At 68.6% G+C, this 23,829-nt stretch carries 22 protein-coding genes; 10 read left to right on the top strand and 12 right to left on the bottom strand.

All coding sequences use genetic code 11. From position 1 onward, the window contains the following. Positions 1–2: 2 nt before the first annotated feature. Positions 3–1,340, top strand: a complete 1,338-nt coding sequence (locus tag J8I34_RS24915; protein WP_209807211.1) for an ABC transporter ATP-binding protein — start codon at positions 3–5, stop codon at positions 1,338–1,340. Positions 1,341–1,510: 170 nt separating this feature from the next. Here the strand turns inward: J8I34_RS24915 and J8I34_RS24920 are convergent, their stop codons facing one another. The 5 genes from J8I34_RS24920 to J8I34_RS24940 all read right to left on the bottom strand — a co-directional run bounded on the left by J8I34_RS24920 (position 1,511) and on the right by J8I34_RS24940 (position 9,016). Then, positions 1,511–3,868 (bottom strand): FUSC family protein, encoded by a 2,358-nt coding sequence (locus tag J8I34_RS24920; protein WP_209776209.1) that lies wholly within the window; start codon positions 3,866–3,868, stop codon positions 1,511–1,513. 45 nt (positions 3,869–3,913) lie between these two features. Beyond that, entirely contained in the window at positions 3,914–5,737 is a 1,824-nt protein-coding gene (locus J8I34_RS24925; RefSeq protein WP_209807212.1) for a M61 family metallopeptidase, read from the bottom strand. A 64-nt stretch (positions 5,738–5,801) separates the two neighbouring features. Next, the gene (gene acuI, locus J8I34_RS24930; protein WP_209807213.1) at positions 5,802–6,806 is read right to left on the bottom strand and encodes an acrylyl-CoA reductase (NADPH); all 1,005 of its coding nucleotides are present in this window, start codon (positions 6,804–6,806) and stop codon (positions 5,802–5,804) included. Positions 6,807–6,917: 111 nt separating this feature from the next. Continuing rightward, on the bottom strand, positions 6,918–7,676 hold the full coding sequence (locus J8I34_RS24935; RefSeq protein ID WP_209807214.1) for a DsbC family protein: 759 nt from the start codon (positions 7,674–7,676) through the stop codon (positions 6,918–6,920). Between the two features lie 44 nt (positions 7,677–7,720). Then, positions 7,721–9,016, bottom strand: coding sequence for a UbiH/UbiF family hydroxylase (locus J8I34_RS24940; protein ID WP_209807215.1), 1,296 nt, complete (start codon positions 9,014–9,016; stop codon positions 7,721–7,723). 739 nt (positions 9,017–9,755) lie between these two features. Between J8I34_RS24940 and ychF the strand changes: the two genes are divergently transcribed. Further along, entirely contained in the window at positions 9,756–10,847 is a 1,092-nt protein-coding gene (gene ychF, locus J8I34_RS24945) for a redox-regulated ATPase YchF (protein WP_029048337.1), read from the top strand. A 75-nt stretch (positions 10,848–10,922) separates the two neighbouring features. Here ychF and J8I34_RS24950 read toward each other — a convergent pair whose 3' ends face one another. Genes J8I34_RS24950 through J8I34_RS24960 form a run of 3 tightly spaced genes read right to left on the bottom strand, consistent with a single transcriptional unit; the run spans position 10,923 to position 13,590 of the window. After that, on the bottom strand, positions 10,923–11,420 hold the full coding sequence (locus J8I34_RS24950; protein ID WP_209807216.1) for a GDYXXLXY domain-containing protein: 498 nt from the start codon (positions 11,418–11,420) through the stop codon (positions 10,923–10,925). Beyond that, positions 11,417–12,544, bottom strand: a complete 1,128-nt coding sequence (locus J8I34_RS24955; protein WP_029048339.1) for a DUF4401 domain-containing protein — start codon at positions 12,542–12,544, stop codon at positions 11,417–11,419. Before J8I34_RS24955 ends, J8I34_RS24950 begins: the two co-directional genes overlap by 4 nt. Continuing rightward, positions 12,541–13,590, bottom strand: coding sequence for a DUF2157 domain-containing protein (locus J8I34_RS24960; protein WP_209807217.1), 1,050 nt, complete (start codon positions 13,588–13,590; stop codon positions 12,541–12,543). The genes J8I34_RS24955 and J8I34_RS24960 overlap by 4 nt, the downstream gene beginning before the upstream one ends. 142 nt (positions 13,591–13,732) lie before the next feature. Between J8I34_RS24960 and J8I34_RS24965 the strand changes: the two genes are divergently transcribed. Beyond that, positions 13,733–14,521, top strand: coding sequence for a 5'-methylthioadenosine/adenosylhomocysteine nucleosidase (locus J8I34_RS24965; protein ID WP_209807218.1), 789 nt, complete (start codon positions 13,733–13,735; stop codon positions 14,519–14,521). Positions 14,522–14,570: 49 nt separating this feature from the next. Here the strand turns inward: J8I34_RS24965 and J8I34_RS24970 are convergent, their stop codons facing one another. Beyond that, entirely contained in the window at positions 14,571–14,816 is a 246-nt protein-coding gene (locus J8I34_RS24970) for a hypothetical protein (RefSeq protein ID WP_133093506.1), read from the bottom strand. A 168-nt stretch (positions 14,817–14,984) separates the two neighbouring features. Between J8I34_RS24970 and hemA the strand changes: the two genes are divergently transcribed. From hemA to J8I34_RS25000, 6 genes are all read left to right on the top strand, one after another. Further along, the gene (gene hemA, locus J8I34_RS24975; RefSeq protein WP_029048343.1) at positions 14,985–16,289 is read left to right on the top strand and encodes a glutamyl-tRNA reductase; all 1,305 of its coding nucleotides are present in this window, start codon (positions 14,985–14,987) and stop codon (positions 16,287–16,289) included. A gap of 100 nt (positions 16,290–16,389) precedes the next feature. After that, complete coding sequence (gene prfA / locus J8I34_RS24980) at positions 16,390–17,475, top strand: peptide chain release factor 1 (RefSeq protein ID WP_209807219.1); 1,086 nt, start codon at positions 16,390–16,392, stop codon at positions 17,473–17,475. Between the two features lie 198 nt (positions 17,476–17,673). Then, positions 17,674–18,000: a hypothetical protein gene (locus J8I34_RS24985; RefSeq protein WP_029048345.1), complete on the top strand. Its 327-nt coding sequence runs from the start codon at positions 17,674–17,676 to the stop codon at positions 17,998–18,000. A gap of 140 nt (positions 18,001–18,140) precedes the next feature. Continuing rightward, on the top strand, positions 18,141–19,013 hold the full coding sequence (prmC, locus tag J8I34_RS24990) for a peptide chain release factor N(5)-glutamine methyltransferase (RefSeq protein ID WP_245176116.1): 873 nt from the start codon (positions 18,141–18,143) through the stop codon (positions 19,011–19,013). A gap of 126 nt (positions 19,014–19,139) precedes the next feature. After that, positions 19,140–19,451, top strand: coding sequence for a Grx4 family monothiol glutaredoxin (gene grxD / locus J8I34_RS24995; protein ID WP_029048347.1), 312 nt, complete (start codon positions 19,140–19,142; stop codon positions 19,449–19,451). Positions 19,452–19,458: 7 nt separating this feature from the next. Next, positions 19,459–20,109 carry a UbiX family flavin prenyltransferase gene (locus J8I34_RS25000; protein ID WP_209807221.1) on the top strand — a complete coding sequence of 217 codons (651 nt, stop codon included), beginning with the start codon at positions 19,459–19,461 and terminating at the stop codon, positions 20,107–20,109. A gap of 82 nt (positions 20,110–20,191) precedes the next feature. Here the strand turns inward: J8I34_RS25000 and J8I34_RS25005 are convergent, their stop codons facing one another. The 3 genes from J8I34_RS25005 to J8I34_RS25015 form a co-directional block, all read right to left on the bottom strand. Next, entirely contained in the window at positions 20,192–20,386 is a 195-nt protein-coding gene (locus J8I34_RS25005) for a hypothetical protein (RefSeq protein WP_029048349.1), read from the bottom strand. A 145-nt stretch (positions 20,387–20,531) separates the two neighbouring features. Beyond that, positions 20,532–22,049: an L-piperidine-6-carboxylate dehydrogenase gene (amaB, locus tag J8I34_RS25010; RefSeq protein WP_029048350.1), complete on the bottom strand. Its 1,518-nt coding sequence runs from the start codon at positions 22,047–22,049 to the stop codon at positions 20,532–20,534. Continuing rightward, positions 22,046–23,227 (bottom strand): saccharopine dehydrogenase family protein, encoded by a 1,182-nt coding sequence (locus J8I34_RS25015; RefSeq protein ID WP_029048351.1) that lies wholly within the window; start codon positions 23,225–23,227, stop codon positions 22,046–22,048. The genes amaB and J8I34_RS25015 overlap by 4 nt, the downstream gene beginning before the upstream one ends. A gap of 126 nt (positions 23,228–23,353) precedes the next feature. Here J8I34_RS25015 and J8I34_RS25020 point away from each other — a divergent pair, with 126 nt between their 5' ends. Further along, positions 23,354–23,803 carry an Lrp/AsnC family transcriptional regulator gene (locus J8I34_RS25020; RefSeq protein WP_209807222.1) on the top strand — a complete coding sequence of 150 codons (450 nt, stop codon included), beginning with the start codon at positions 23,354–23,356 and terminating at the stop codon, positions 23,801–23,803. The last annotated feature ends 26 nt before the right edge of the window (positions 23,804–23,829 follow it).

The raw sequence follows: 23,829 nt of genomic DNA on the forward strand, positions 1-23,829 counted from the left end.
CGATGGCAGAAAACACCCAACCCACCACCGCGGCCGCCGTGATCGAGTTGCGCGGCGTCGGCAAAATCTTCCGCACTGCCAGCCAGAGCGACCGCGCCGTGCTAGAAGGCGTCGACCTGACGCTGCGCGAGGGCGAGATCGTCGCCATGCTGGGCAAGTCCGGCTCGGGCAAGTCGACGCTGCTGCGCATCATGGCTGGGCTGGCCGGCGCCGACCGGGGCGAGGTGCGCTTCCGCGGCGAGCGCCTCGCGGGCACCGCCAAAGGCATCGCCATGGTCTTCCAGTCATTCGCGCTGTTCCCATGGCTGACGGTGCAGCAGAACGTCGAACTGGGCCTCGAAGCGCAAGGCGTGCCCAAGGCCGAGCGCGAGCGCCGCGCCGAGGCCGCGATCGACATGATCGGGCTGGCCGGCTTCAACAGCGCGCTGCCGCGCGAGCTGTCCGGCGGCATGCGCCAGCGCGTGGGCATTGCGCGCGCGCTGGTGACCGAGCCAGACCTGCTGCTGATGGACGAAGCCTTCTCGGCGCTGGATGTGCTGACCGGCGAGACGCTGCGCGACGAGATGCTGGCGCTGTGGGAAAGTGGCCGCGCCAATATCCGCAGCATCCTGATCGTGTCGCACAATATCGAAGAGGCGGTGATGATGGCCGACCGCATCGTGATCCTGTCGAGCGATCCCGGCCGCATTCGCGCCGAGGTGCCGGTCACGCTGCCGCGCCCGCGCAACCGCGACAGCGCGCAGGTGCGCGCGCTGGTCGACGAGATCTACGCGCTGATGACCGCGCCGGCTGCCGAGACGCGGCTGCCCGCGCAGGCCCCCGCGCGCCAGATCGGCTACCGCTTGCCGGACGCCGATATCAGCCAGATGGAAGCCATCCTCGACCTGCTGTGCGAGGCGCCCTTCAACTGCCGCGCCGACCTGCCCCATCTGGCCGACGAAGCCGGCCTGACCGACGATGAGCTGCTGCCCGCGTGCGAGGCGCTGCAGCTGGTACGGCTGGTGTCGATCGAGGCCGGAGACATCACGGCCACCGAAGCGGGCCGCACTTACTATGCCTCGGGGCCGCAGCAGCGCAAGGCGATCTTCGGCCGGCAACTGCTCGCCAACGTCGCGCTGGCCGCGCATATCCGGCGCGAGCTGGTGGCGAGCGAGGCGGGCGAGATCGGCGAGGAACAGGTGCTGAACGCACTGGAGCAGTTCCTGAAGCCGGCCGAAGCCGAGCGCGTGCTGAGCGTGGCGATTGACTGGGGGCGGTATGGGGAGATCTTCGGGTACAGCTATAACAGCGGGATGCTGACGTTGCCGGAGGATGAGATGCCGGTGGGGCACGGGGCTTGAGCATGCCGCCGGTTTGCACACCACGCCAGTGGGAGAGGGGCCGGGGGTGAGGGCGGGCGGTACCACGAAGTGAACGCCAGCCTGCTGCAAGCGCCTGCCCTCACCCCCTGCCCCTCTCCCGCAAGCGGGAGAGGGGAGCAAACCCGCGGAAGCTACCTGCGCTAAGTGCTCTAAGACCGCGCCCGCATCGCGCGGCCAATCGCTCCCGTACGCAGCGCGATCTTCGCCGCGTCCTCGCGCAGCGCGCGCAGCCGGCGCTCCAGCACCGCATTGGCGGGACGACCCGTGGAGCTGGACGTCGGCCCGGCCTGTTCGCTCGACTCGCCCGCCGCGGCGGCCTGCACCAGCGTATCGGTGCGGCGCTTGTCCGCCGAGTCCGCCAGCCGCGCGCGGCGCTCGGCCGCCGCATCCTCCGCGGCTTCGACAGCAGCGGCGGCGTCGCCCATCGCCGGCCCCGCGGCTACCGCCAGCGGTACCTGTACTTCGGCCACGACCGGCGCGCGTTCGCGGCGGATAAAGCCCGCCCCGCGCCCGCCGCCACGCTCGTCGGCATGCAACCGCTCGCTGGCCAGCTGCAGGCTGCTGCGAGCCGCTTCGGTAGCCTGCTCGATCGCCGCCTCGGCAGCGGGAATATCCAGCTCAGCATAGTGCTGCCGCACCTGGATCCGCGCCGCCGCCACGTGCGCCGCCACCAGGTAGTTCTGCACGATAAAGCGGTTCAGGTTGTCGACCGCGCGATGCCGGCTCCTGGGCTCGTCCAGCATGCGCTGGAACGACGAGATCAGCGCCGACAGGTTGTCCATGAACTGCTTGCGCTGCACGCGGTAGGCAAAGTCGTCCTTGGCCCGGCGCAGCAGCAGGTCGCGCGTGGCAGCGATATAGCGGCGGTTGGCCTGCAGCACGTTCTCCACCAGCTTGGGGATGGCGCGGTATTCCCAGCTCGGCAGCACGAAGCTGAACAGCGAGGCGATGATGCCGCCGATCACCGTATCGACCAGCCGCTCTCCCGCCACCGTCGGGCTGCCCGGCATCAGCAGGTTGATCTGGATGAGCACCTGGATGCAGGCCGCGATGGCGGTATAGCGGTACTTGATGGTCACGAACGCTGCGCTGGCCACCAGCGACAGGAACAGCACGCCCAGCAGTATCAGCGGCTCGTCCACCACCTTCAGGATCCCCACTGCCACCACGCAGCCGATCAGCGTGCCGATCACGCGGTCGTTGTAGCGCTGCTTGGTCATGCTGAAGTTGGGCTTCAGGATGACGATGATGGTCAGCAGGATCCAGTAGCTGTGCGACACGTACGGCAGGTGGTTGGTGATCCACAGCCCCAGCGCCACCGCCATCGACATGCGCAGGGCAAAGCGGAACGCCGGCGAGCGCCAGTGCAGGTTGTCGCGCAGCACGCCCAGTTCGTACTTCTGGCGCGTCAGGAACGGCGTCATGTCGCTGCCCGGCAGCACCTTGGCCGGTTCCACCGGCGTGCGCGAGGCCTCGTGCAGCTGGCCGATCAGCGTGACCGCGCCGCGGATCATGTCCAGCGTCTCGGCCAGCGCGGTCATCGCCGCCGGGTTGATGTGGTGGTGGCGCAGCTGCGCGATCTCGGCCTCGACCGCGCGCAGGCCTTCACGGTATTCCACCGTCGCGTAAGAGCCGCGGCCGCGCGTGACCTCGTAGGCGATCTCTTCCACGTCCTTGCACATCAGCACCACCAGCCCGCGCAGGTGGTCGAGCACCGGCGTGCCGCCGAAGGTCTGGCGCAGCAGCGGATAGTCGGTGTTGGTCGACAGCACGTACTCGTACAGGTCGAGCATGCGCAGGTGCACCTGCACCAGCAGCCCGTCGTGCGGCGTGCGGTTGCCGCGCAGCACCAGGTCGCGCGCGGCCTGCTGGCGCTCGGCCACCACGATCTGCTGGCGCACCAGCTGGTTGAACCGGGCCTCGTAGTTGTTGCCAGCATCGTAGAAGCCGGCCTTGATCTCGAGGTAGCCGGCCAGCTCGTACAACGACTCGGCCAGCACCTGCTGCCTGGTGCGGCGCTCGGTCAGCCAGCTCACCAGCATCGCGTAGCCGAGGTAGGCCACCGCGCCGGCGCTGAAGTGCGCCGCATGCACCAGCGCGCGCTCGACCACGAAATCCTCGTTGATCGTGAGCGTCATCACGAACAGCGCCGCGAATTGCAGCGGCAAGGTCTTGTTGCCGTACACCGTCATCATGGCGGCGAGGAACGTCACCAGCACCAGCACGAACGGCATCACGCGCGGGAACGGCGTGGTCAGCGCCACCACCAGTGTCACCGCGCTGCACAGCAGCACGCTCGCCAGCATCTCGTTGAACTTGTGGCTCAGCGGGCTGGGCAGGTCCATCAGGCTGGTGCACAGCGCGCCCATCGACACCACCATCGCGGTGGGCAAGTCGGAGAACTGCAGCGCGATCAGCGTGGCGCCGATCACCCCGGTGGCCGAGCGCAGCCCCCGGTACACGTAGTGCGAATACAGGAAGGTGCGGGGGTCGTGCGCGTATTGCATGCGGCGAAGCGGCGGGGGCCAGGTTGTGGGGATTGCAGCGCTACGTCACTGGCCCAGCCAGCGCGAGCGCGCCGCATGCCGGCCGTCCGCCAGCTTGACCTTGAACTGCGCCGCGGGCTCGCGCGCCAGCGTCACGGGCAGCACCTGCAGCTCGTCGCGGCGGAAGGCGTGCAGGTCGACGCGGTCGCCGGTGCGGTAGCGTCCCAGCAGCTTGTCGATCTGGCCCGGCGCCACGCGCAGGCCGTCGATGGCCACCAGCAGGTCGCCGGCCGACAGGCCCGCGGCCTGCGCCGCGCCGCCGTCCAGCACCTGCGTGACGCGTACCCAGCCGTCGTCGGTCTTGACCTTGATGCCCAGCGCCGCGGTGCGCGACGGCTTCTGTGCCTCGGCCTTGACGCCGATGTCCTTGAACAGCGCCGCCAGCGGCAGTTCGCCCGTGCCTTCGGTCAGCGAGCGCAGCAGCCCGCCCAGCTTCAGGCCGGTCACTTCGTCGAACAGCGCATAGACTTCCGGCTCGGTCACGCCACGCTGCATCGCGCCGGGCGCATAGAAGCCGCGCCCGTAGCGGCGCCACAGCGCGCGCATGACATCGTCGAGCGAGCGCCGTCCGCGCGACCTGGCGCGGATGGTCAGGTCCAGCGCCAGCGCCACCAGCGATCCCTTGGTGTAGTAGCTGACGATGGCGTTGGGCGCGTTCTCGTCCTGGCGGTAGTACTTGGTCCAGGCGTCGAACGAGCTTTCGGCCACGCTCTGCTTGGTGCGGCCGTTGCCGCGCAGCACGCCGTTCCAGGTCTTGCCCAGCATCTCGACGTACTGGGCCTCGGTCACGCAGCCCGAGCGCACCAGCACCAGATCGTCGTAGTAGCTGGTGAAGCCCTCGAACAGCCACAGCAGCGGCGTGTAGGTTTCTTCGGCCAGCCGGTACGGCACGAACGCGGCGGGCTTGATGCGCTTGACGTTCCAGGTGTGGAAATACTCGTGGCTGCACAGGCCCAGGAAAGTGCGATAGCCCTCGCTGGTGTCGCTGTTGTCGCTCATGCCGCGCACCGGCAGGTCATTGCGCGCGCACATCAGCGCGGTGCTGGCGCGGTGCTCGAGGCCGCCGTAGCCGTCGGTGGTGACCATCGTCATGAAGACGTAGCGGCGGTTGCTGTCCAGGAACGGTGCCTCGGCGCTGCGGGGTTCGAACAGGCGGATCTGGGTTTCGCAGATGCGCTTGAGGTCGCGGCACACGCGCTCGAGATCGAGGTTGGGCACGCGGCCGGTGAAGACCACGTCGTGCTGCGCGCCGCAGGCGCGGAAGCTGGCGAGCTGGAAATTGCCCATCTCCACCGGGTGGTCAACCAGTTCGTCGTAGTCCGCGACCTGGTAGCGGCCGAAGCCGTAGCGCTTCGCGCCGTCGCGGCCCGGCGCTTCCGGCATTGCGGTGGCGACACGCCAGCCGCGGTAAGCCTCGCCTTCGGGAGCGTGGATATCGACGGTGCATGGCCGCTCGGCCTGGCCTTCGACGCACAGGAACACCGAGCTGCCGTTGAAGAAGCCATGGGTGGCGTCCAGGTGCGCGGCGCGCACCGACAGGTCCCAGGCATAGACTTCGTAGCTCAGCATCAGCGGGCCGTCCGACAGGCCCACCGGCGCGGCCTGCCAGCTCTGCTTGTCGAGCTTGGTCAGCGGGACTTCGCGTCCGCCGGCATCGGCGCGGATGCGCACGATATGGCGGGCGAAGTCGCGGATCATGTAGCTGCCCGGGATCCACGCGGGCAGCGTGAAGCGCTGGCCGGCGGGATCGGGCTCGCTCACCGTGACGGTGACGGCAAAGAGGTGCGCCTCAGGCGCAAGCGGGGCGATGGCGTAGCGGATCGGCGTCATGGCAGGATTGTAACGTCGGCGCACTGCTGGCCTCGCCGACGCTCATGAAGCAGCCGGTCGCTCCTCAGGAGCGATTGACGTCGACGACCACGCGGCCGCGCATGCCGCCCTCCACGATCCTGCGGCCGGCGTCGATCGCCTCGGCCAGCCCGATCTCGCGCGTGATCGCGTTCAGGCGATCCGGCTCCAGGTCGCTCGCCAGCCGCTGCCACGCGCGCTCGCGCAGCGGCATGGCAGCCATCACGCTGTCGATGCCGTGCAGCGTCACGCCGCGCAGGATGAACGGCGCCACCGATGCCGGGAAGTCCATGCCCTGCGCCAGCCCGCATGCCGTCACCACGCCGCCGTAGCGCACCTGCGCGCAGGCATTGACCAGCGTGTGCGAGCCGACCGAATCCACCGCGGCGGCCCAGCGTTCCTTTTGCAGCGGCTTGCCGGGCACGCCAAGCTCGGTGCGGTCGATGACATCGGCGGCGCCCAGGGCCTTCAGGAAGTCCGCTTCATTGGTCTTGCCTGTCGACGCCACCACCTTGTAGCCCAGCTTGCTCAGCACCGCGATCGCGACCGAGCCCACGCCGCCCGAGGCGCCGGTCACCAGCACCTCGCCATCGCCGGGCCGCACCGGGCCGCTGACGCCGCCGCGCTCCAGCGCCAGCACCGACAGCATCGCGGTGTAGCCGGCGGTGCCGATCGCCATGGCCTGGCGCGTGGTGAAGGCATCGGGCAGGCGCACCAGCCAGTCGCCCTTCAGCCGCGCGCGCTGCGCCAGGCAGCCCCAGTGGGTCTCGCCCACGCCGTAGCCGTTCAGCACCACCTTGTCGCCGGCCTGCCAGCGCGGGCTGGACGATTGCAGCACCGTGCCGGCCCCGTCGATGCCCGCCACCATCGGCCACTTGCGCACCACCGGCGAGCGGCCCGTGATCGCCAGGCCGTCCTTGAAGTTGATGGTGGAGTAGTCCACGGCAACCAACACGTCGCCTTCAGGTGGCAACTGCGCCTCGTCCAGCGTAGCGAGATTGGCCTGGGTGGCGCCGTCGGCCTGGGTCAGCAGCAATGCCTGGAACGTCATGGTGTCTCCTTGCCGCCTGACGGCGGTCGCCTGGGAATGAGGGGAAAGCGGAAAGCAGAACGGCCGGACAAGTCCGGCCGTCGATCGAGCCGGGTCAGGTCCGGCGCGCGCTTATTTCTTGATGCTGGCGAGCTTCTTCTCCAGCGTGGCCACGTCGGCCGCACCCGGAATACGGGTGCCGTCCATGAAGAACACTGCGGGCGTGCCGGTGACATTCATGCTCTGGCCCAGCGCCAGGTTTTCCTGCAGCGGCGTCTGGCAACTGCCGTTTCCGGTCAGCGCCACATGCTTGAGCATCCAGTCCCGCCAGGCCTTGGTGCGGTCGGCCGCGCACCAGACCTGCTTGGCCTTGGTCTCGGAGTCCGGCGACAGCACCGGGTACAGGAAGGTGTACACGGTGATGTTGTCCATCTGCTGGAAGGTCTGCTCGATGCGCTTGCAGTAGCCGCAGTTGGGGTCGGAGAACACCGCGATCTGCCGGCTGCCATCGCCCTTGGTCCACTTGATCGCGCGCGCCAGCGGCAGGTCCGACCACTTGATGCGGTTGATCTCGGCCATCCGCTCCTCGGTCAGATTGGTGCCGGTGCGGGTGTCGATCATCTCGCCGTTGAGGATGTAGCGGCCGGTGCTGTCGGTATAGACCACCTGCCCGCCGATATTGGCTTCGAACAGCCCGGGCACCGGGGTCTTGCTGACGCTTTTCACCTCGGCACGGCCGCCCAGCATCTTCTGCAGCGACTCCCTGATGCGGTCGGTGCCGGGTTCGCCCGCTGCCATGGCATGCATGGCAAAGCCCGCCGCGGCCAGGCCGCCCACGACGGCGGTGACGGCAGCGCTGCGGACAGGGTGGTGGCGCAGGAATTGAAACATGTGGACTCCAGGGGTATTCGGTGATCGTTCGGGGAGCGGTGGCATCAGCCGAGCGCGTGCCCGATCAGGAAACGCTTGAGCAGCGACTGGCCGCCCACCGCACGCATGCCGGTGTTGCGCACCACCCTCGCCACGCCGCCGGGCAGTGAAAACAGCCGGTGCAGCCCGTCGGTGGCCGCGGTCAGCGACAGCAGGTCGGTGGCGCGCGCGCGCTCGTAGCGGCGCAGCAGGCGCAGGTCGCCCTCGCTGCGGAAAGGTTCTTTGTCGGCCATCACGCGGCCAAGTTCCGCGACATCGCGCAGGCCCAGGTTCATGCCCTGCCCCGCCAGCGGGTGCACCACGTGGGCGGCGTCGCCGACCAGCGCCACGTGCGGCTGCACGAACTGGTCGGCGCGCTGCAGCACCAGCGGGAAGCCCTGCGCCGGGGTCACGCAGCGCAGCGTGCCGAACTGGCTGCCGACCGCCCCGGCGGCGCCCTGCATCACGGTGGCGGCAAGCGCCTCGGGCGACAGTGCGAGCAGGTCGCGCGCGTGCGCTTCGTCTGCCGACCAGACCATCGAGACGTGGTTGCCGGGCAGCGGCAGCATCGCCAGCACCTCGCCGTTGGCGGGCTCTTCGTCTGCCATCAGCTTTTCCGGCGCGCCCAGGAACCACTGCCAGGCAGTCTCGTGATGCGGACGCTCGCAGGCAAAGTTGGCGACCACGCCAAGCTGGCGGTACTTGCGCGTGCTGACGCCGATATGGCACTGCTGGCGCAGCCACGAGCGCGCCCCGTCGGCGCCGATCGCCAGCGCCGTGCGCAGCCTGGTGCCGTTGTCCAGCGTCAGGGTAATACCCTCCGGATCGCGCTCGCACACGCTGGCGGTGCCATCGTGCCAGCTCACCTGATGCTGGAAGCCGAGCGCGGTGTCGAGCGCGCGCTCGACATGGCTGGATTCGATGATCCACGCCAGCTGCGGCACCGCGGCGGCGTAGGCGGAGAAATGCAGGTCGCCGTCCAGGCTGGGCGAGGTTTCGGCGGCGCTGACGTCGCCAAAGACACGCATGTCACGCACCGGCTGGATGCGCGCCGGATCCAGCGCCTCCCACACACGCATCCGCTCCAGGAGCGCCTGCGAGCTAGACGAGAACGCATAAATACGGCTGTCCCAGTCCTCCGGCCCTGCCGGCGCGCGGCCGGCGCCGCGGGGCGGCTTCGGCGCCACCAGCGCCACGTCCATGCCCTGCTGGGCCAGCAACAAGGCACAGGACTTGCCGACGATGCCGCCGCCGACGACGGCCACCTGGAAAGCGGAGGAGTTGCGCGCAGCGGTGCGCGCGGACGCGTGGGATCGGGTCATGGCTGGATTATAGCCACGTCACTCCGGAGCCCTTTGGCCGGGATGGGCCGGCGTTCATTATTTCTTCAGGTCATAAGGCTTATGACAAAACAGTTGGTGCATGGCTCCGAGTTCGGAAACGCTCAGCCTATATTGAAACGAAATGTTTCTGACCGGGGACGAACCACCTGAAGGGAGGTGGAGCAATGTTTAAGAAGGCGCTTTGGCTTGCCGCGGCTAGCATCGCGGTTGCAGGGGGATCGGCATTTGGAGGCACGACTGGCCCGCGGGACGTTTATACCGACGGCGCCAAGGTTTCCAAGTTCGATGTGTATTCGGATGGAGCACGGTCAATCGACCGGCGGGATGTATTCCTGGATGGTGCAAGGGCAATCGACAGGCGCGACATGTTTACGGACGGCGCCAGGACCACGGATATGCGGGACCAGTTCACGGACGGCGCATGAACGTCGTGGATCTCGATTGAGCGGAAGCGGCGCTCACGCAACGGCCAGGATGACTTCCTGGCCGTCTTGTTTTTGTATGCGGTGCAAATCGCCCCCGGCTCGCAACCCGCAGTCCCGATAGGGTTACAATTGCCGTTTTTCGTGGCAGACCCCGTACAGCCGTCGAGCGGCGCTCGATGTGATGTGTTTGCCTCGTCCGATGCAGTCCCGCCACTGGCCCCGCCAGACGCCTGTCGCCAGGCCCGCCCGTCGCCGGACCGCATCCCGCAACCCTTGATTTCTAAGACAAGACCATGAGCCTCAAATGCGGCATCGTCGGCCTGCCCAACGTCGGCAAGTCCACGCTGTTCAATGCCCTGACCAAGGCCGGCATCGCCGCCGAAAACTATCCGTTCTGCACGATCGAGCCCAACGTGGGCGTGGTCGAAGTGCCGGACCCGAGGCTCGGCAACCTGGCCGAGATCGTCAAGCCTGAGCGCATCCTGCCCGCCACGGTCGAGTTCGTCGACATCGCCGGACTGGTCGCGGGCGCATCGAAGGGCGAAGGCCTGGGCAACCAGTTCCTGGCCAATATCCGCGAAACCGACGCCATCACCCACGTGGTGCGCTGCTTCGAGGACGATAACGTGATCCACGTGGCCGGCAAGGTCGACCCGCTGTCCGACATCGAGGTCATCAACACCGAGCTGGCGCTGGCCGACCTGGCCACCGTGGAAAAGGCCCTGGCCCGCTACGTCAAGCCGGCCCGCGCCGGCGACAAGGAAGCCCAGCGCCTGGTCGCCGTGCTGGAAAAGGCGCAAGCCGTGCTCGACCAGGCCAAGGCCGTGCGCACCCTCGACCTGGCCCCGGAAGAATGGGACGCCATCCGCCCGTTCTGCCTGATCACCGCCAAGCCGACCATGTACGTCGCCAACGTGCGTGAAGACGGCTTCGAGAATAACCCGCACCTGGACGCCGTGCGCGAGTACGCCAAGCAGACCGATTCCCCGGTGGTCGCCGTCTGCGCCGCCATCGAAGCCGAGATCGCAGACCTGGACGACGCCGACAAGGCCGAATTCCTGGCCGACCTGGGCATGGAAGAACCGGGCCTGGACCGCGTGATCCGCGCCGGCTTCAAGCTGCTGGGCCTGCAGACCTACTTCACCGCCGGCGTGAAGGAAGTGCGCGCCTGGACCATCCATGTCGGCGACACCGCGCCCAAGGCGGCCGGTGTGATTCATACCGATTTCGAACGCGGCTTTATCCGTGCGCAGACCATTTCCTACGACGACTACATCGCGTTCAAGGGCGAGAACGGCGCCAAGGAAGCCGGCAAGATGCGCGCGGAAGGCAAGGAATACGTGGTGAAGGATGGGGATGTGATGAACTTCCTGTTCAACGTCTGAGCCTGCCCCGCCGACAAAAAAACCCGCGATCTCGCGGGTTTTTTTCTCTCTGCCGCAGGGGAACCGCTTGCCCCTTCACAACCTTTCCAATTCCTTCCCCCGCAGCCCCACCAGCAGCGCCTGGCCGTCCGCCCCCACGCGGAATTCCCCATACATGGCCTGGGCGAAGCGCTCACCCTGCCCCTCCTGGAAGAAATACGCATCGGTTGACACCTGCACCTGCGCGCCGCCCCAGCGCGACCGCGCCGCCTGGAAGCGCAGCAGCTGCTCGCCCGCGCCCAGCGGCCCGCCATCATGCAGCCGCACGAAGCTGGCAACGCCCTGCGTGTCGCGCCAGATCACGGCCACGCCGTCGCGCGGCGGGCGCTCCGCCGGCCCCTGCGCCGTGCGGATCTGGTTGCCGATGTCGAAGTTCAGTGCCATGTAGTCGCCCTGCATCAGCGAGCGCGGATCGACCGGCGCGAGCCGCAGCAAGACGGTGTCGCCGCGCGCCAGCAGCGTTTCCTTGCCGGCGATGCCGGCGGCGGCCAGCACCAGCGTCAGTGCCCAGGCGATCACGATCCAGCGCTTCATGCGAACTCCTTGCCGGTGCGGCCGCGCAGCAGCCAGTAACGGCCGGCCAGCAACAGCGCGCCCGCCGCGGCCAGCGTGACGGACTTGGCCAGCAGGGTCCAGTGCAGCGCGCTGTAGTACCAGACAAAGCCGATGGCAATGGCGGCGATGCCCAGCCCCATCCAGGCCATGGAAGCCCGGCGCAGGGCCAGTGCCAGCGCCAGCGCGCCGGCCACCACGGCAGGCGCCGCGGCCATCAGCGCGCCAAAGGCGAGCGTGCCGGCGAGCACTGCCGCCTGCATGGCGGAGCCGACGGCCAGCCGGCGGCATTCGGCCAGGGCGAAGCCAGCCAGCACCAGCGTCAGCAGGGCGCCACCGATCCAGTGCGCGAACGACAGGCGGCCCGCCTCCGGTTCGAACAGCCATGCCATCGGATGGCTCATCCCGGTCACCACCAGCGCCATGGCGAGCGCGGCCAGCAGTGTGGCATCGGCGAGCGGCTCCAGCAGTGCATGCCGCCCCGCCGCGCACGCGCGCGCTTCGGCCAGCGTGAAGCCGGCCACCAGAGCGCAGCCCAGCGGCGCCAGCCAGCCGAGCGACCACGTCAGCGCCAGCCAGTCATCGGTTGCCCCGCGAGGCAGGCCGAAATGCACTGCGCCCGCCAACCCGATCCAGACGCCAAGGCCGGACAACAGCCGGTGCAACCGGTTGGGCACCAGCACCACAAGCGCGCCTTCGAACAGCGCGATGCCGGCCCAGAATCCGGCGGTCTCGGCCACGCGCTTAAAGCCGAGCGAGCCGAGCGCCTCGACCAGCCCATACACCGCCATCCCCTGCCCGCACAGGCTGACCGCCAGCGCGAACTGGCTCGCCGCGATGCCGCCGCCACGCCAGTACAACAACGCGGCCAGCGCAATCATGGCCAGTCCGGTCACGGCCATGGCGACGCCGTTCTCGCGCGCGGCCACGAACACCGTCCCGACCAGGAACATCTGGAAGAACAAGGCCCCAAGCCAGCCGGCCGCGCCCATCAGGCAGCGCACCGCCCACGGTGCGTGGCTGTGCTCCGGGCATTCGCCCTGCACCGCGCCGCGCGCGGCCAGCTCGCGCCAGAGCCGTTGTTCGGTCTGCAAGGTGGTGCTCATGCCTGCTCCAGCTGGGCGCGCAGTTGAGCACGCAGTTGAGCGCGATAAGCGCGCATCAGCCACGCCGCCGCGCCGGCGGCCAAGCCGATGGTGACCAGCCCGAGCAGCAGGAACGCGCCGAAGTCGCCCTTGCCCTCGAACAGCAGCTTGCCGAGGCCGGCCACCACCAGCACGATGCCCGTCAGGCAGGTCAGGCTCAGCACGACGATATCGAAGGCGCGTTGCCGGTACCACCATGTCAGCCCGGCCAGCACGCCCACCGCAATCGCGAACGACGCCGCATCGAAGCGGCTGTCGAACAGGCTGGCCAGTCCCAGCGAACCCGCCTGCACGCACGCCAGCGCCGCCAGCAAGCGGCTGCCGGTCTGTCCCCGGAAGCCCAGCCCGGGCGCGCGGGCGGCCAGCAGGTGCCACAGCGCCAGCTGCAGCAGCACCGCTCCCAGCAGAGCCAGGGTGGCGGTGCGCAGGTAGCGGCTGTCGAACAGCAGTGCGAACAGGCCATCCATGCCGAAACGGATGCTGAAGTAGCGCAGCAGCGCCACGTTGCCGACCACCAGCACCAGCCACCAGTGCGGCGCCGCGCGTGCCGCCAGTGCCCACGGCACCGCCAGCAGCGCCCACAGCGCGAACAGCTGCCAGGCATCGGCGCCGGTCTGGTAGGTCTGCCCGATCACGGCGAGCAGCACCCCGGCCAGCACCTGCGCGCCGCCCAGCGCGGCGCGGCCGGCGGCGTCGGCGGCAGGGCGCAGCCAGGCGAACGCGGCCACCAGCGTGATGGCGGCGGCGAGCAAGCCGAATTTGGAGAACTTGTGCAGGTCTTGCCAGTTGAAGGCAAAGAAGACGATCACGCCGGCGCACAGCAGCGCGGTGCCCAGTGCCATCAGCGCCTGGTCGAGCCAGCGGCGCCAGTCGGCGGCGGCAGGCTCGGTGCTTGCCCAAGGGGCGGCGACCGCTTCGGCAGCCAGGCATCCGCGTGCGCGCCAGTCGGCCAGTGCCCGGCGGATGGCGCGCCGTTCGCCGTTTGCCACGGTGGAGGTGACTTGCATGCTCGCCCTTGCGTGCCCGGATGCGTGGCACTTTAGCAAAGCGGCGCCCGGGCCGCACCCGTCTTGCGGCGCGCCGGCGCTATGCCTGCCGCATGGGCGCCGGTATGCTCTGGCTTTTCGGCTTTCACTCTCTGCCTGCCCCATGACCCTGGGAATCCTTGCCGCTATCCACGATGAAGTCGACGGCCTGGTGGCCGCGATGCGCCATGACGACAGCCGCGCCACAGTGCACACCGTCGGCATGCGCGACTACTATGTCGGCAACCTTTACGGCCAGCCATGCGTGCTGGTGCTGGCGCGCATGGGCAAGGTGGCCGCCTCGGCGACCACGGTCACGCTGATCCGCGAGTTCGGCGCCACCCAGGTGGTCTTTACCGGGCTGGCGGGCGGCGTCGGCGCCGACACCAACGTCGGCGACATCGTCATCGCGGATCGGACGATTCAGCACGACCTCGACGCGCGCCCGTTCTTCGCCCGCCATGAAGTGCCGCTGCTGGATCGCGCCGAGTTCCCGGCCGACCCGGCGCTGACCGAGGAGCTGGAAGGCGCGGCCGCCGATTTCCTGCGGCTCGACCTGGCCGTCGATGTGCCGCCCGAGGTGCTGGCCCGCTTCGGCGTGGCCACGCCGGCGCTGCACAAGGGCATGATCGCCAGCGGCGACCAGTTTATCGGCGCCCCGGCCGCGGTGGCGGAACTGCGCGACCGATTGCCCGGGCTGCTGGCGGTGGAGATGGAAGGCGCCGCGGTGGCGCAGGTGTGCCATGAATACGGCGTCCCGTACGCGGTCATGCGCACGGTTTCGGACCGCGCCGACGATGCCGCCCATGTGGACTTCGCGGCATTCCTGAAGGAAGTGGCCAGCCACTATTCCAACGGGGTACTGCGCCGGCTGCTGGCCGCCCGGGCCGAAGCGGATCCCGTGCGGACCTGACCAGGATCAAGCGGCGCGCAGATTTCCGGGCGCCACGTCAGCCCTGCCTTTACCGTCCGCGCGGCCGGACTGCGCCCCAGGCACCCACCAGGATGGCGGCGCCGGCGATCACCGCCAGCCAGCTGCTGAGTTGACCGTCGACGAACAGGTGCAGCGCGCGGCCGCCGTAGAATGCAGCCGCCGCTCCCGCCGCACCCAGCACCAGCGCGGCCGGCAGGGTCACGACGCGTCCTGCCGGATGCAGCCGGCGCGCCGCCAGTCCAACCAGCAAACCCACGATCAAGGTGCCCAGCATCCGCTTCTCCTGTGTAGCCTGAATCACAACCTCGACTGGCTGCGCCGTAACAATACTGCAAACCGGCGCGCCTGCGACGCATACTGGGTATGCGCCTGCAATCTGTGGTGCCGGCGGTATAATGGCAACCGATCCGGCCACGCTCCGGATCGCACCTGTCCCCAAGAAATGCAACTGCTCGCGATCGGCATCAACCACACGACGGCACCAGTCTCGCTGCGCGAGCGGGTGGCGTTTCCGCTCGAGCAGATCAAACCGGCACTGGGCGCGCTGCGCGAGCACCTGTCCGGCCGCAGCGGCACCGAAGCCGCCATCCTTTCCACCTGCAACCGCACCGAGATCTACTGCGCCACCGACGTCCTGAAGCCGGGGCAAGAGGGTTTCGAGCACACCCTGCGGTGGCTGTCGCAGCACCACAACGTGCCGGCCGGCGAACTGGCCCCGCACCTGTACGCGCTGCCGCAGTCCGAGGCCGTGCGCCATGCCTTCCGCGTGGCCAGTGGGCTGGATTCGATGGTGCTGGGCGAAACCCAGATCCTGGGCCAGCTCAAGGATGCCGTGCGCACCGCCGGCGAGGCCGGCTCGCTGGGGACATACCTGAACCAGCTGTTCCAGCGCACCTTCGCGGTGGCCAAGGAAGTGCGCGGCCAGACCGAGATCGGCGCGCATTCCGTGTCGATGGCCGCGGCCGCGGTGCGGCTGGCGCAACGGATTTTCGAAAGCGTCTCGACCCAGCGCGTGCTCTTTATCGGCGCGGGCGAGATGATCGAGCTGTGCGCGACGCACTTTGCCGCGCAGCAGCCGCGCCAGATCGTGGTGGCCAACCGCACCGTCGAGCGCGGCGAGAAACTGGCCGAGCAGCTGTCCGGCCAGGGCCTGACCGCGCAGGCGATCCGCCTGACCGACCTGGGCGAGCGGCTGCATGAATTCGACATCGTGGTGTCGTGCACCGCCAGCTCGCTGCCGATCATCGGCCTGGGCGCGGTGGAGCGCGCGGTCAAGCGCCGCAAGCACCGCCCGATCATGATGGTCGACCTCGCTGTGCCGCGCGACGTGGAACCGGAAGTCGCGCGCCTGGACGACGTCTTCCTGTACACCGTCGACGACCTTGGCGCGATCGTGCGCGAAGGCAACGCGCTGCGCCAGGCCGCGGTCGCGCAGGCCGAAGCCATTATCGAAAGCCGCGTGCAGAACTTCATGCACTGGCTGGAAACGCGCAGCGTGGTGCCGGTCATCCGCGAGCTGCAGACCAGCGGCGAGGCCATCCGCCAGGCCGAGCTGGAGCGCGCGCGCCGCATGCTGGCCCGCGGCGACGATCCCGAGGCGGTGCTTGAAGCCCTGTCCGGCGCACTGACCCGCAAGTTCCTGCACGGCCCGACCCACGCGCTGAACCACACCCAGGGCGAAGACCGCGAGGCGCTGCTGCGCCTGGTGCCGGGCCTGTTCCGCCACAGCAGCCACTCCGAGCGCTAGCCGCGCTCCCGTCTTGCCGCGCGCCGACCGCGCCGGCACGCCGCCGCCGCAATCCCGGCAGCCCCGGCCCACCGGCCTCCCCCAATTCCCCCGCATCCCGATGAAAGCCAGCATGCTTGCCAAGCTCGACCAACTGGCCGAGCGACTCGATGAAGTCAACGCCCTGCTCGCGCGCGAAGACGCGACTGCCAACATCGACCAGTACCGCAAGCTCAGCCGCGAGCATGCCGAACTGTCGCCGGTGGCCGAGCAGTACGGGCAATACCGCCAGGCGCAGGACGACCTGGGCACCGCGCAGGCGCTGCTGGACGACCCCGAGATGAAGGACTTCGCCGCCGACGAGATCGCCAGCGCGCGCGAGCGGCTGGAGGCGCTGGAACATAGCCTGCAGCGCCTGCTGCTGCCCAAGGATCCCAATGACGACCGCAACCTGCTGCTGGAAATCCGCGCCGGCACCGGCGGCGAGGAAAGCGCGCTGTTCGCCGCCGATCTGCTGCGGATGTACACACGCTACGCCGAGCGCCAGCGCTGGCAGGTCGAGATCATGAGCGAATCCGAATCCGACCTGGGTGGTTTCAAGGAAGTCATCGTGCGGATCGCCGGCGATGCCGCATTTTCGAAGCTGAAGTTCGAATCCGGCGGCCATCGCGTGCAGCGCGTGCCCGCCACCGAGGCGCAGGGGCGCATCCACACTTCCGCCTGCACGGTGGCGGTGATGCCCGAAGCCGACGAGGTCGGCGAGGTCGAGATCAACGCGGCCGACCTGCGCATCGACACATTCCGCGCGTCGGGCGCCGGCGGCCAGCACGTGAACAAGACGGATTCGGCCGTGCGCCTGACCCACCTGCCGACCGGCATCGTGGTCGAGTGCCAGGACGACCGGTCGCAGCACCGCAACAAGGACAAGGCGATGAAGGTGCTGGCCGCGCGCATCAAGGACATGCACGCCCGCGCCGCCCAGGCGAAGGAAGCCAGCACGCGGCGCAACCTGATCGGCTCGGGCGACCGCAGCGACCGCATCCGCACCTACAACTTCCCGCAGGGCCGTGTGACCGACCACCGCATCAACCTGACGCTCTACAAGATCGACATGATCATGGACGGCGACATGGACGAGCTGCTGTCGTCGCTGGCCGCGGAGCACCAGGCGGACCAACTGGCGGCACTCGGCGAAGGCGCAGCTTAAGCGGCTCAAGCGGCTTAAGCTGCGCTCAAGCCCGCTTTTTGCGCGAACTGCGCGTAACGTCCCACAAGACTTTGTATTTCTTGTAAATGCTTGAAACAGCACTGGTAGGGGTAAACGCGCTGTCTATAATCGATTTCGACCGGCAAACGGAGAATGGTGCCGGGTGAGTCTCTCCCAAAAACTTCCCAGGACGAAATCATGAAAAAACTGCTCGCGCTGTTGATGATCACCGCGGCCATGGCCGCTTGCAGCAAGAAGGAAGAAGCTCCCGCAGCTTCCAGCGCTGACAGTGCCATGCAGAGGGCCGCCGAATCCGCCAAGGCCGCCGCCAGCGACGCCGCGGCAGCAGCCAACAGCGCTGCCGACGCCGCCAAGGCTGCCGCCAGCGATGCCGCTTCGAGCGCGTCGGTCGCCGCCGAGAAGGCCAAGGAGGAAGCCGGCAACGCCATGGAAAATGCCAAGCAGGCAGCCAAGGACGCCGTCAATGCCGGCGCCGACAAGGCCAAGGACACCGTCAATAAGTAATCGTCCCGGCGGGGGCTTTCTGCCGCCCGCCTCCGATGGGCGGTACACTTGCCGAAACGCCGGAAGTCCCGCCTCAAAGCCCCGCCAGGCCCTGCGCCGGTGGGGTTTTTTGTGGCCGGCAACAGAACCGTCCCTACCAGATGTCTTCCCCCAACACTGCCGCGCTGCCGGCCACGCCGACGCTGCGTGAAGCCCAGACCCTCGCTGCCATGGTGGGCCTGCCCACGCTGGAAGCGCGCATGCTCCTGACGCACGTGACCGGACTCACCCGCACGCAACTGATCACGCGCGATACCGACACGCTCACACTGCCCCAGCGCGATGCCTTTGCCACGCTGCTGGCGCGGCGGCTCGCTGGCGAGCCGATGGCATACCTGCTGGGCGAGCGCGAATTTTTTGGCCGCAAGTTCCGCGTCACGCCCGATGTGCTGATCCCGCGCCCCGACACCGAGATCGCCGCCGAAGCCTCGCTGGCCCGGCTGGCCGACGTGCCCCGCCCGCTGGTGCTGGACCTGGGCACCGGCTCGGGCATCCTGGCCGTGACGCTGGCGCGCGAACGCACCGATGCGCAGGTCTGGGCCACCGATATCTCGCCCGGCGCGCTGATGGTGGCGCAGGACAACGCCAGCGCCCTTGGCGCCGACCGTATCCACTTCCTGGTATCGGACTGGTACGCCGCGCTGCCGCCCGGACTGCGCTTCCACCTGGTCGTCAGCAACCCGCCTTATATCGCCGCGGGCGACCCGCACCTGGCAGAAGGTGACCTGCGCTTCGAGCCCATCGATGCGCTGACCGACCACCAGGATGGCCTGTCCGACCTGCGCACGATCGTCGACGGCGCGCCGCCGCGGCTGCTACCGGGCGGCTGGCTGCTGATGGAACACGGTTTCGACCAGGCGCAAGCGACGCGCGCGCTGCTGGACGAGGCCGGCTTCACCAACGTCTTCACCGTGCGCGACCTGGCCGGCCAGGAGCGCTGCACCGGCGGACGCTGGTCCGGGGCGCAACCCTGAAGCAAGCCGGCGATTCCGGTAAAATCGCCAGCAGATTCCCGCCACGTGGCTTGCCGCGCGGCATCCCTTGTCCCTTTCCCCCAGGCGGCGCCCCGACGGCGGCGCCATCCAACTGAAAAGCAGACCATGAGCGACGTGCAGCAAAAGATCGACCAGATCGTCAAGGGCAACCCGGTAGTCCTGTTCATGAAGGGCACCGCGCAGTTCCCGATGTGCGGCTTCTCGGGCCGCGCCATCCAGATCCTGAAGGCCTGCGGCGTCGACGCGCCGACCACGGTCAACGTGCTGGACGACGACAGCATCCGCCAGGGCATCAAGGAATACGCCAGCTGGCCGACCATCCCGCAGCTCTACGTGAACGGCGAGTTCATCGGCGGCTCGGACATCATGATGGAGATGTACCAGAACGGCGAACTGCAAACCCTGCTGAAGGGCTGAGTCCGCCATGCCCGCGGGTGCTGCCCCGCCCCCTTCGGCGGGGACCGTACCACCGCGGCGGCTGATCGTCGCAATCACGGGCGCCACCGGCGCCATCTACGGCGTGCGCCTGCTGCAGGTGCTGCGCGCGGCCCCCGCGGTGGAAACCCACCTGCTGATTTCTCCGGCCGGCGTGATGAACCTGCAGCATGAGCTGGACATCGGCCGTGCCGGGGTGGAAGCGCTGGCCAGTGTCGTGCACAACGTGCGCGACATCGGCGCCACTATTGCCAGCGGCTCGTTCCGCGCCCATGCGATGGTGGTGGCGCCCTGCTCCATGCGCACGCTGGCCGCGATCGCGCATGGCCTGTCCGATAACCTGATCACGCGCGCCGCCGACGTCACGCTGAAGGAGCGGCGCAAGCTGGTCCTGATGGTGCGGGAAACGCCGCTGAACCTTGCGCACCTGCGCAACATGACGGCGGTGACGGAAATGGGCGGGATCGTGTTCCCGCCTGTGCCGGGCTTCTACCAGAAGCCGCAAAGCATTGCGGAGCTGGTCGACCATACGGTCGGCCGGGTGCTGGACCTGGTCGACCTGCCCGAGATCGGCCAGACGCTCACGCCCAGCTGGGGCGGGCTCAACGCCCGGCCCGGTGACGCGGCTGGCGGCAACTGAACGCTGTTGCCGGGCTCCCCGCCGTTGCTTCAATCCTGCCTACCTTGCCGCAACCTCCGGCAATCGCGGCCTTTCCGTTGAATTACCAGCGACGATAGCCACGCCCGTAGTAGCCGTAGCCGCCGTAGTAGTACGGCCGCGGCGCGACCACGACCGGTGCGGGGGCTACATAGACCGGCGCGGGACCCACGGCGGGGCCGGCGGGGGTGGGATAGACGGCGCAGCCGCCCAGCAGGGTGACCGAGGCCGCCGCGGCAGCCAGTCCAATCGTCAGCAGTTTCATGGTGTTTTCCTAGGGGACCTCAGGGCCGGGAACGGGCATGTGCCTGCCCTGCTGACGTTATACGGGCAGCTGGCGAAATATGGCGTCAAAAGCGTGTAAGGCTTGTTACCGTTCCCTACGGCGCTCGTGACGCCCCCTTTCAGATCTCGAACCTGATCCCCTGCGCCAGCGGCAATGAATCGCCGTAGTTGATGGTGTTGGTCGCCCGGCGCATATATCCCTTCCACGCATCCGATCCCGACTCGCGTCCGCCGCCGGTCGCCTTCTCGCCGCCGAAGGCGCCGCCGATCTCCGCGCCGCTGGTGCCGATATTGACGTTGGCGATGCCGCAGTCGCTGCCCGCCGACGACAGGAAGCGCTCGGCTTCGCGCATCGACTCGGTGAAGATGCACGACGACAGCCCATGCGCGGCGGCATTGTTCAGTGCGATCGCCTCGTCGAAGCTGGTGTACGGCATCAGGTACAGGATCGGCGCAAAGGTCTCGGTCAGCATGGTGTCGTGCTGCTCGTCGGTCATCACCAGCGCCGGCCGCACGTAGCAGGCGTGCGGGAAACGCCCGGCCAGCAGCCGTTCGCCGCCGGTGACGATATTGCCCTGCGCGCGGCACGCGGCGAGCGCGTTGGCCATGGCGTCTCCCGCGGCGTTGTCGATCAGCGGCCCGATCAGCGTGCCGTCGTCAAGCGGATCGCCAACCGGCAGCCGGTCGAATACAGTGACCAGCCGGCTGGCCATGGTATCCATCAGGTCGGCATGGACGAAGCAGCGGCGCAGCGTGGTGCAACGCTGGCCCGCCGTGCCCGCCGCGGCAAAGGTGATGGCCCGCACCGCCAGCTCGATGTCGGCCGATGGCGCGACGATGGCGGCGTTATTGCCGCCCAGCTCCAGGATGCTGCGCTTGAACTGCCCGGCGCAGGCGATGCCGACCTCGCGGCCCATGCGGGTCGAGCCGGTCGCGCTGACCAGCCGTACCGCGGCATGTTGCACCAGGTGGCTGCCAAGCATGCGTCCGCCCGGCAGCACCGCGGTGATGCCTGCATGCTGCGGCATTGCCGCGGCCAGCACGCGCTCGAGCAGCCCGTGCGCCGCCAGCGCGCACAGCGACGCCTTCTCCGACGGCTTCCACAGTACGCCGTTGCCGCACACCAGCGCCAGCGCCGCGTTCCACGCCCACACCGCCACCGGGAAGTTGAAGGCCGAGATCACGCCGCACAGGCCGTACGGGTGCCAGGTTTCGCGCATGGCATGCTGCGGGCGCTCCGAGGCAATGGTCAGCCCGTGCAGCTGGCGCGACAGGCCCACGGCGAAGTCGCAGATGTCGATCATCTCCTGCACCTCGCCCAGCCCTTCCTGCAGGATCTTGCCGGTTTCCAGCGACACCAGCCGGCCCAGCGCGGGCTTGTGCTCGCGCAGCACCTCGCCGTAGCGCCGCACGATCTCGCCGCGCGCCGGCGCCGGCAGCAGCGCCCAGGTGCTCTGCGCCGCGTGCGCGCGTGCGACCAGCGCATCGGCCTGCGCCGGGGTGCAGGCCGGCACATGGCCGATGGCCTCGCCGTCGACCGGCGAGCGCACCGTCACCGCACCGGCCGGCGTGCCATCCTGCCAGGGCCGCGGCAGTCCCAGCGAATCCCAGCAGGCTGCGAACTCTTGCGCTTTCATACGAGGGTCTCCTGCAGCGGATGCTGCGTGTAATTGCGGCCGAAGCGGTTCTTGAGGAAGGCGTCGAGCGGCATCGCCTCCTGGCGCACGAAGCCGGCCTGCGGCAGCGCGCCGGTGGCCACCATGTCCAGCGCGGTGCAGATGCCCGCCGCGGTGGTCAGCTGGATCGCGTTGACGTGCCCGTCCTTGTTGTCGACCCCGCCGATGCGCGCCGAGAACGAAGCCTGCGTCAGCGGTCCGCGCCCGCGTTCGCCGCCGGCCGGGTAGCCGGTGGCGGTGGCGAACACGATCACCACGTCCTGCTCGGTCACCGGGATGGCGCGGTCGAAGATCTCGCGCAGCCAGTCGCGGCGCTCGCGCAGGCGCAGGTCGTTGAGCAGCAGCTTCATCAGCGCGCAGTGGCCGGGGTAGCGGATGGACTTGTAGTCGACGTGGCGCGCGCGCCCGGCCAGCGTCTCGGGCAGCGTGCCAAGCCCGCCAGATGTATTAAAGGCTTCGTACTCGATACCGTCCAGCGCGAAGCTTTCCAGCCCTTCCAGCGCCGGCAGTTCGACGCGGCGGCCGTCGACGATGGCTTCGCACGGGTTGCAATACTCGTTGATCAGTCCCTCGGTGCTCCAGGTGAGGTTGTACTTGAGCGCGTTGCTGGGATAGCGCGGCAGCGCGCCGACCCGCATCTGCAGGTCCAGCAGCTCGCCGCCGCCGCGCAGGAAGCGCCGCGCCAGGTCGTGCCCGACCACGCCGATAAAGCCGGGCGCCAGCCCGCACTGCGGCATCAGCACCGAGCGCGCGTTCTGCGCCAGCTGGCGGATCGCATGGGTGGCGGCCACGTCCTCGGTCAGGTCGAAGTAATGCACGCCCAGGCGCGCCGCGACCGAAGCCACGGCGATGGCGGCGTGGAATGGCAGCGCGTTGAGCACCGCGTCGGCGCCGGCCAGCAGCGCGGCGCAGGTGCCCGGTTCGGTGGGATCGCCGGCGCGCGCCAGCACGCCACGCGGCAGGCCGTCGAGGCGGCGCGCGTCATGGTCGACCACGCTGACGCGGTAGTCGCCGCTGTCATGGAGCATGGCGGCAATGGTGCGCCCGATCTTGCCCGCGCCCAGCACCGTCACGTGCAGCGGACGGTTCGCCTTGGGCAGGTCCGGTGGGCCCTGCCGGCCCAGGTTAGAGGGTTGCATGGTGTCTCCGTCCACAAGAAAGGTTGTCCCGTGACTGGAGTATGGATAGCAGCTGCGACGGAATGAAGGCGCAAGAATGACGAAAACCCGCCATAATCGAACGAAACGACGCACCTGACCGACGTTATGACTGAACTCGACGTAACCGACCGCCACCTGCTCTCGTTGCTGCAGGCCAATGCCCGCGAAAGCGCCACCAACCTCGCACGGCAGCTGGGAATCGCCCGCACTACCGTGGTCGCCCGCATCGCCCGGCTGGAGCGCAGCGGCGTGATCGCCGGCTATGGAGTGCGCCTGGGGCAAAAAATGGAAGACAACGTGATCCTGGCCTATTGCGGGCTGTCGGTGCAGCCCAAGGCCGCGCCGGCGATCCTGCGCGCGCTGCAGCGGTTGCCCGAGATCGAAGAGGTCAACTCGGTCAGCGGGCCGGTCGATTACCTGGTGGCGATCCGCTGCGACACGCACGACCGGCTGGATCGGCTGCTGGACGAGATCGGCATGCTCGATGGCGTCAACCACACCACCACCTCGATCGTGCTGGCGCGCAAGCTCGACCGCCGGCGCGCTGCCGGCTGAAGCGGTATGCTCGCAGACCGAACAAG

Source organism: Cupriavidus phytohabitans (genome assembly GCF_017815025.1).
GTDB lineage: Bacteria > Pseudomonadota > Gammaproteobacteria > Burkholderiales > Burkholderiaceae > Cupriavidus.

What these genes read in the sequence shown, in the direction of transcription:
- J8I34_RS24915 (WP_209807211.1), top strand. Translation starts at nt 3, where the DNA reads ATGGCAGAAAACACCCAACCCACCACCGCGGCCGCCGTGATCGAGTTG.
- J8I34_RS24920 (WP_209776209.1), bottom strand. Translation starts at nt 3,868, where the DNA reads ATGCAATACGCGCACGACCCCCGCACCTTCCTGTATTCGCACTACGTG.
- J8I34_RS24925 (WP_209807212.1), bottom strand. Translation starts at nt 5,737, where the DNA reads ATGACGCCGATCCGCTACGCCATCGCCCCGCTTGCGCCTGAGGCGCAC.
- acuI (WP_209807213.1), bottom strand. Translation starts at nt 6,806, where the DNA reads ATGACGTTCCAGGCATTGCTGCTGACCCAGGCCGACGGCGCCACCCAG.
- J8I34_RS24935 (WP_209807214.1), bottom strand. Translation starts at nt 7,676, where the DNA reads ATGTTTCAATTCCTGCGCCACCACCCTGTCCGCAGCGCTGCCGTCACC.
- J8I34_RS24940 (WP_209807215.1), bottom strand. Translation starts at nt 9,016, where the DNA reads ATGACCCGATCCCACGCGTCCGCGCGCACCGCTGCGCGCAACTCCTCC.
- ychF (WP_029048337.1), top strand. Translation starts at nt 9,756, where the DNA reads ATGAGCCTCAAATGCGGCATCGTCGGCCTGCCCAACGTCGGCAAGTCC.
- J8I34_RS24950 (WP_209807216.1), bottom strand. Translation starts at nt 11,420, where the DNA reads ATGAAGCGCTGGATCGTGATCGCCTGGGCACTGACGCTGGTGCTGGCC.
- J8I34_RS24955 (WP_029048339.1), bottom strand. Translation starts at nt 12,544, where the DNA reads ATGAGCACCACCTTGCAGACCGAACAACGGCTCTGGCGCGAGCTGGCC.
- J8I34_RS24960 (WP_209807217.1), bottom strand. Translation starts at nt 13,590, where the DNA reads ATGCAAGTCACCTCCACCGTGGCAAACGGCGAACGGCGCGCCATCCGC.
- J8I34_RS24965 (WP_209807218.1), top strand. Translation starts at nt 13,733, where the DNA reads ATGACCCTGGGAATCCTTGCCGCTATCCACGATGAAGTCGACGGCCTG.
- J8I34_RS24970 (WP_133093506.1), bottom strand. Translation starts at nt 14,816, where the DNA reads ATGCTGGGCACCTTGATCGTGGGTTTGCTGGTTGGACTGGCGGCGCGC.
- hemA (WP_029048343.1), top strand. Translation starts at nt 14,985, where the DNA reads ATGCAACTGCTCGCGATCGGCATCAACCACACGACGGCACCAGTCTCG.
- prfA (WP_209807219.1), top strand. Translation starts at nt 16,390, where the DNA reads ATGAAAGCCAGCATGCTTGCCAAGCTCGACCAACTGGCCGAGCGACTC.
- J8I34_RS24985 (WP_029048345.1), top strand. Translation starts at nt 17,674, where the DNA reads ATGAAAAAACTGCTCGCGCTGTTGATGATCACCGCGGCCATGGCCGCT.
- prmC (WP_245176116.1), top strand. Translation starts at nt 18,141, where the DNA reads ATGTCTTCCCCCAACACTGCCGCGCTGCCGGCCACGCCGACGCTGCGT.
- grxD (WP_029048347.1), top strand. Translation starts at nt 19,140, where the DNA reads ATGAGCGACGTGCAGCAAAAGATCGACCAGATCGTCAAGGGCAACCCG.
- J8I34_RS25000 (WP_209807221.1), top strand. Translation starts at nt 19,459, where the DNA reads ATGCCCGCGGGTGCTGCCCCGCCCCCTTCGGCGGGGACCGTACCACCG.
- amaB (WP_029048350.1), bottom strand. Translation starts at nt 22,049, where the DNA reads ATGAAAGCGCAAGAGTTCGCAGCCTGCTGGGATTCGCTGGGACTGCCG.
- J8I34_RS25015 (WP_029048351.1), bottom strand. Translation starts at nt 23,227, where the DNA reads ATGCAACCCTCTAACCTGGGCCGGCAGGGCCCACCGGACCTGCCCAAG.
- J8I34_RS25020 (WP_209807222.1), top strand. Translation starts at nt 23,354, where the DNA reads ATGACTGAACTCGACGTAACCGACCGCCACCTGCTCTCGTTGCTGCAG.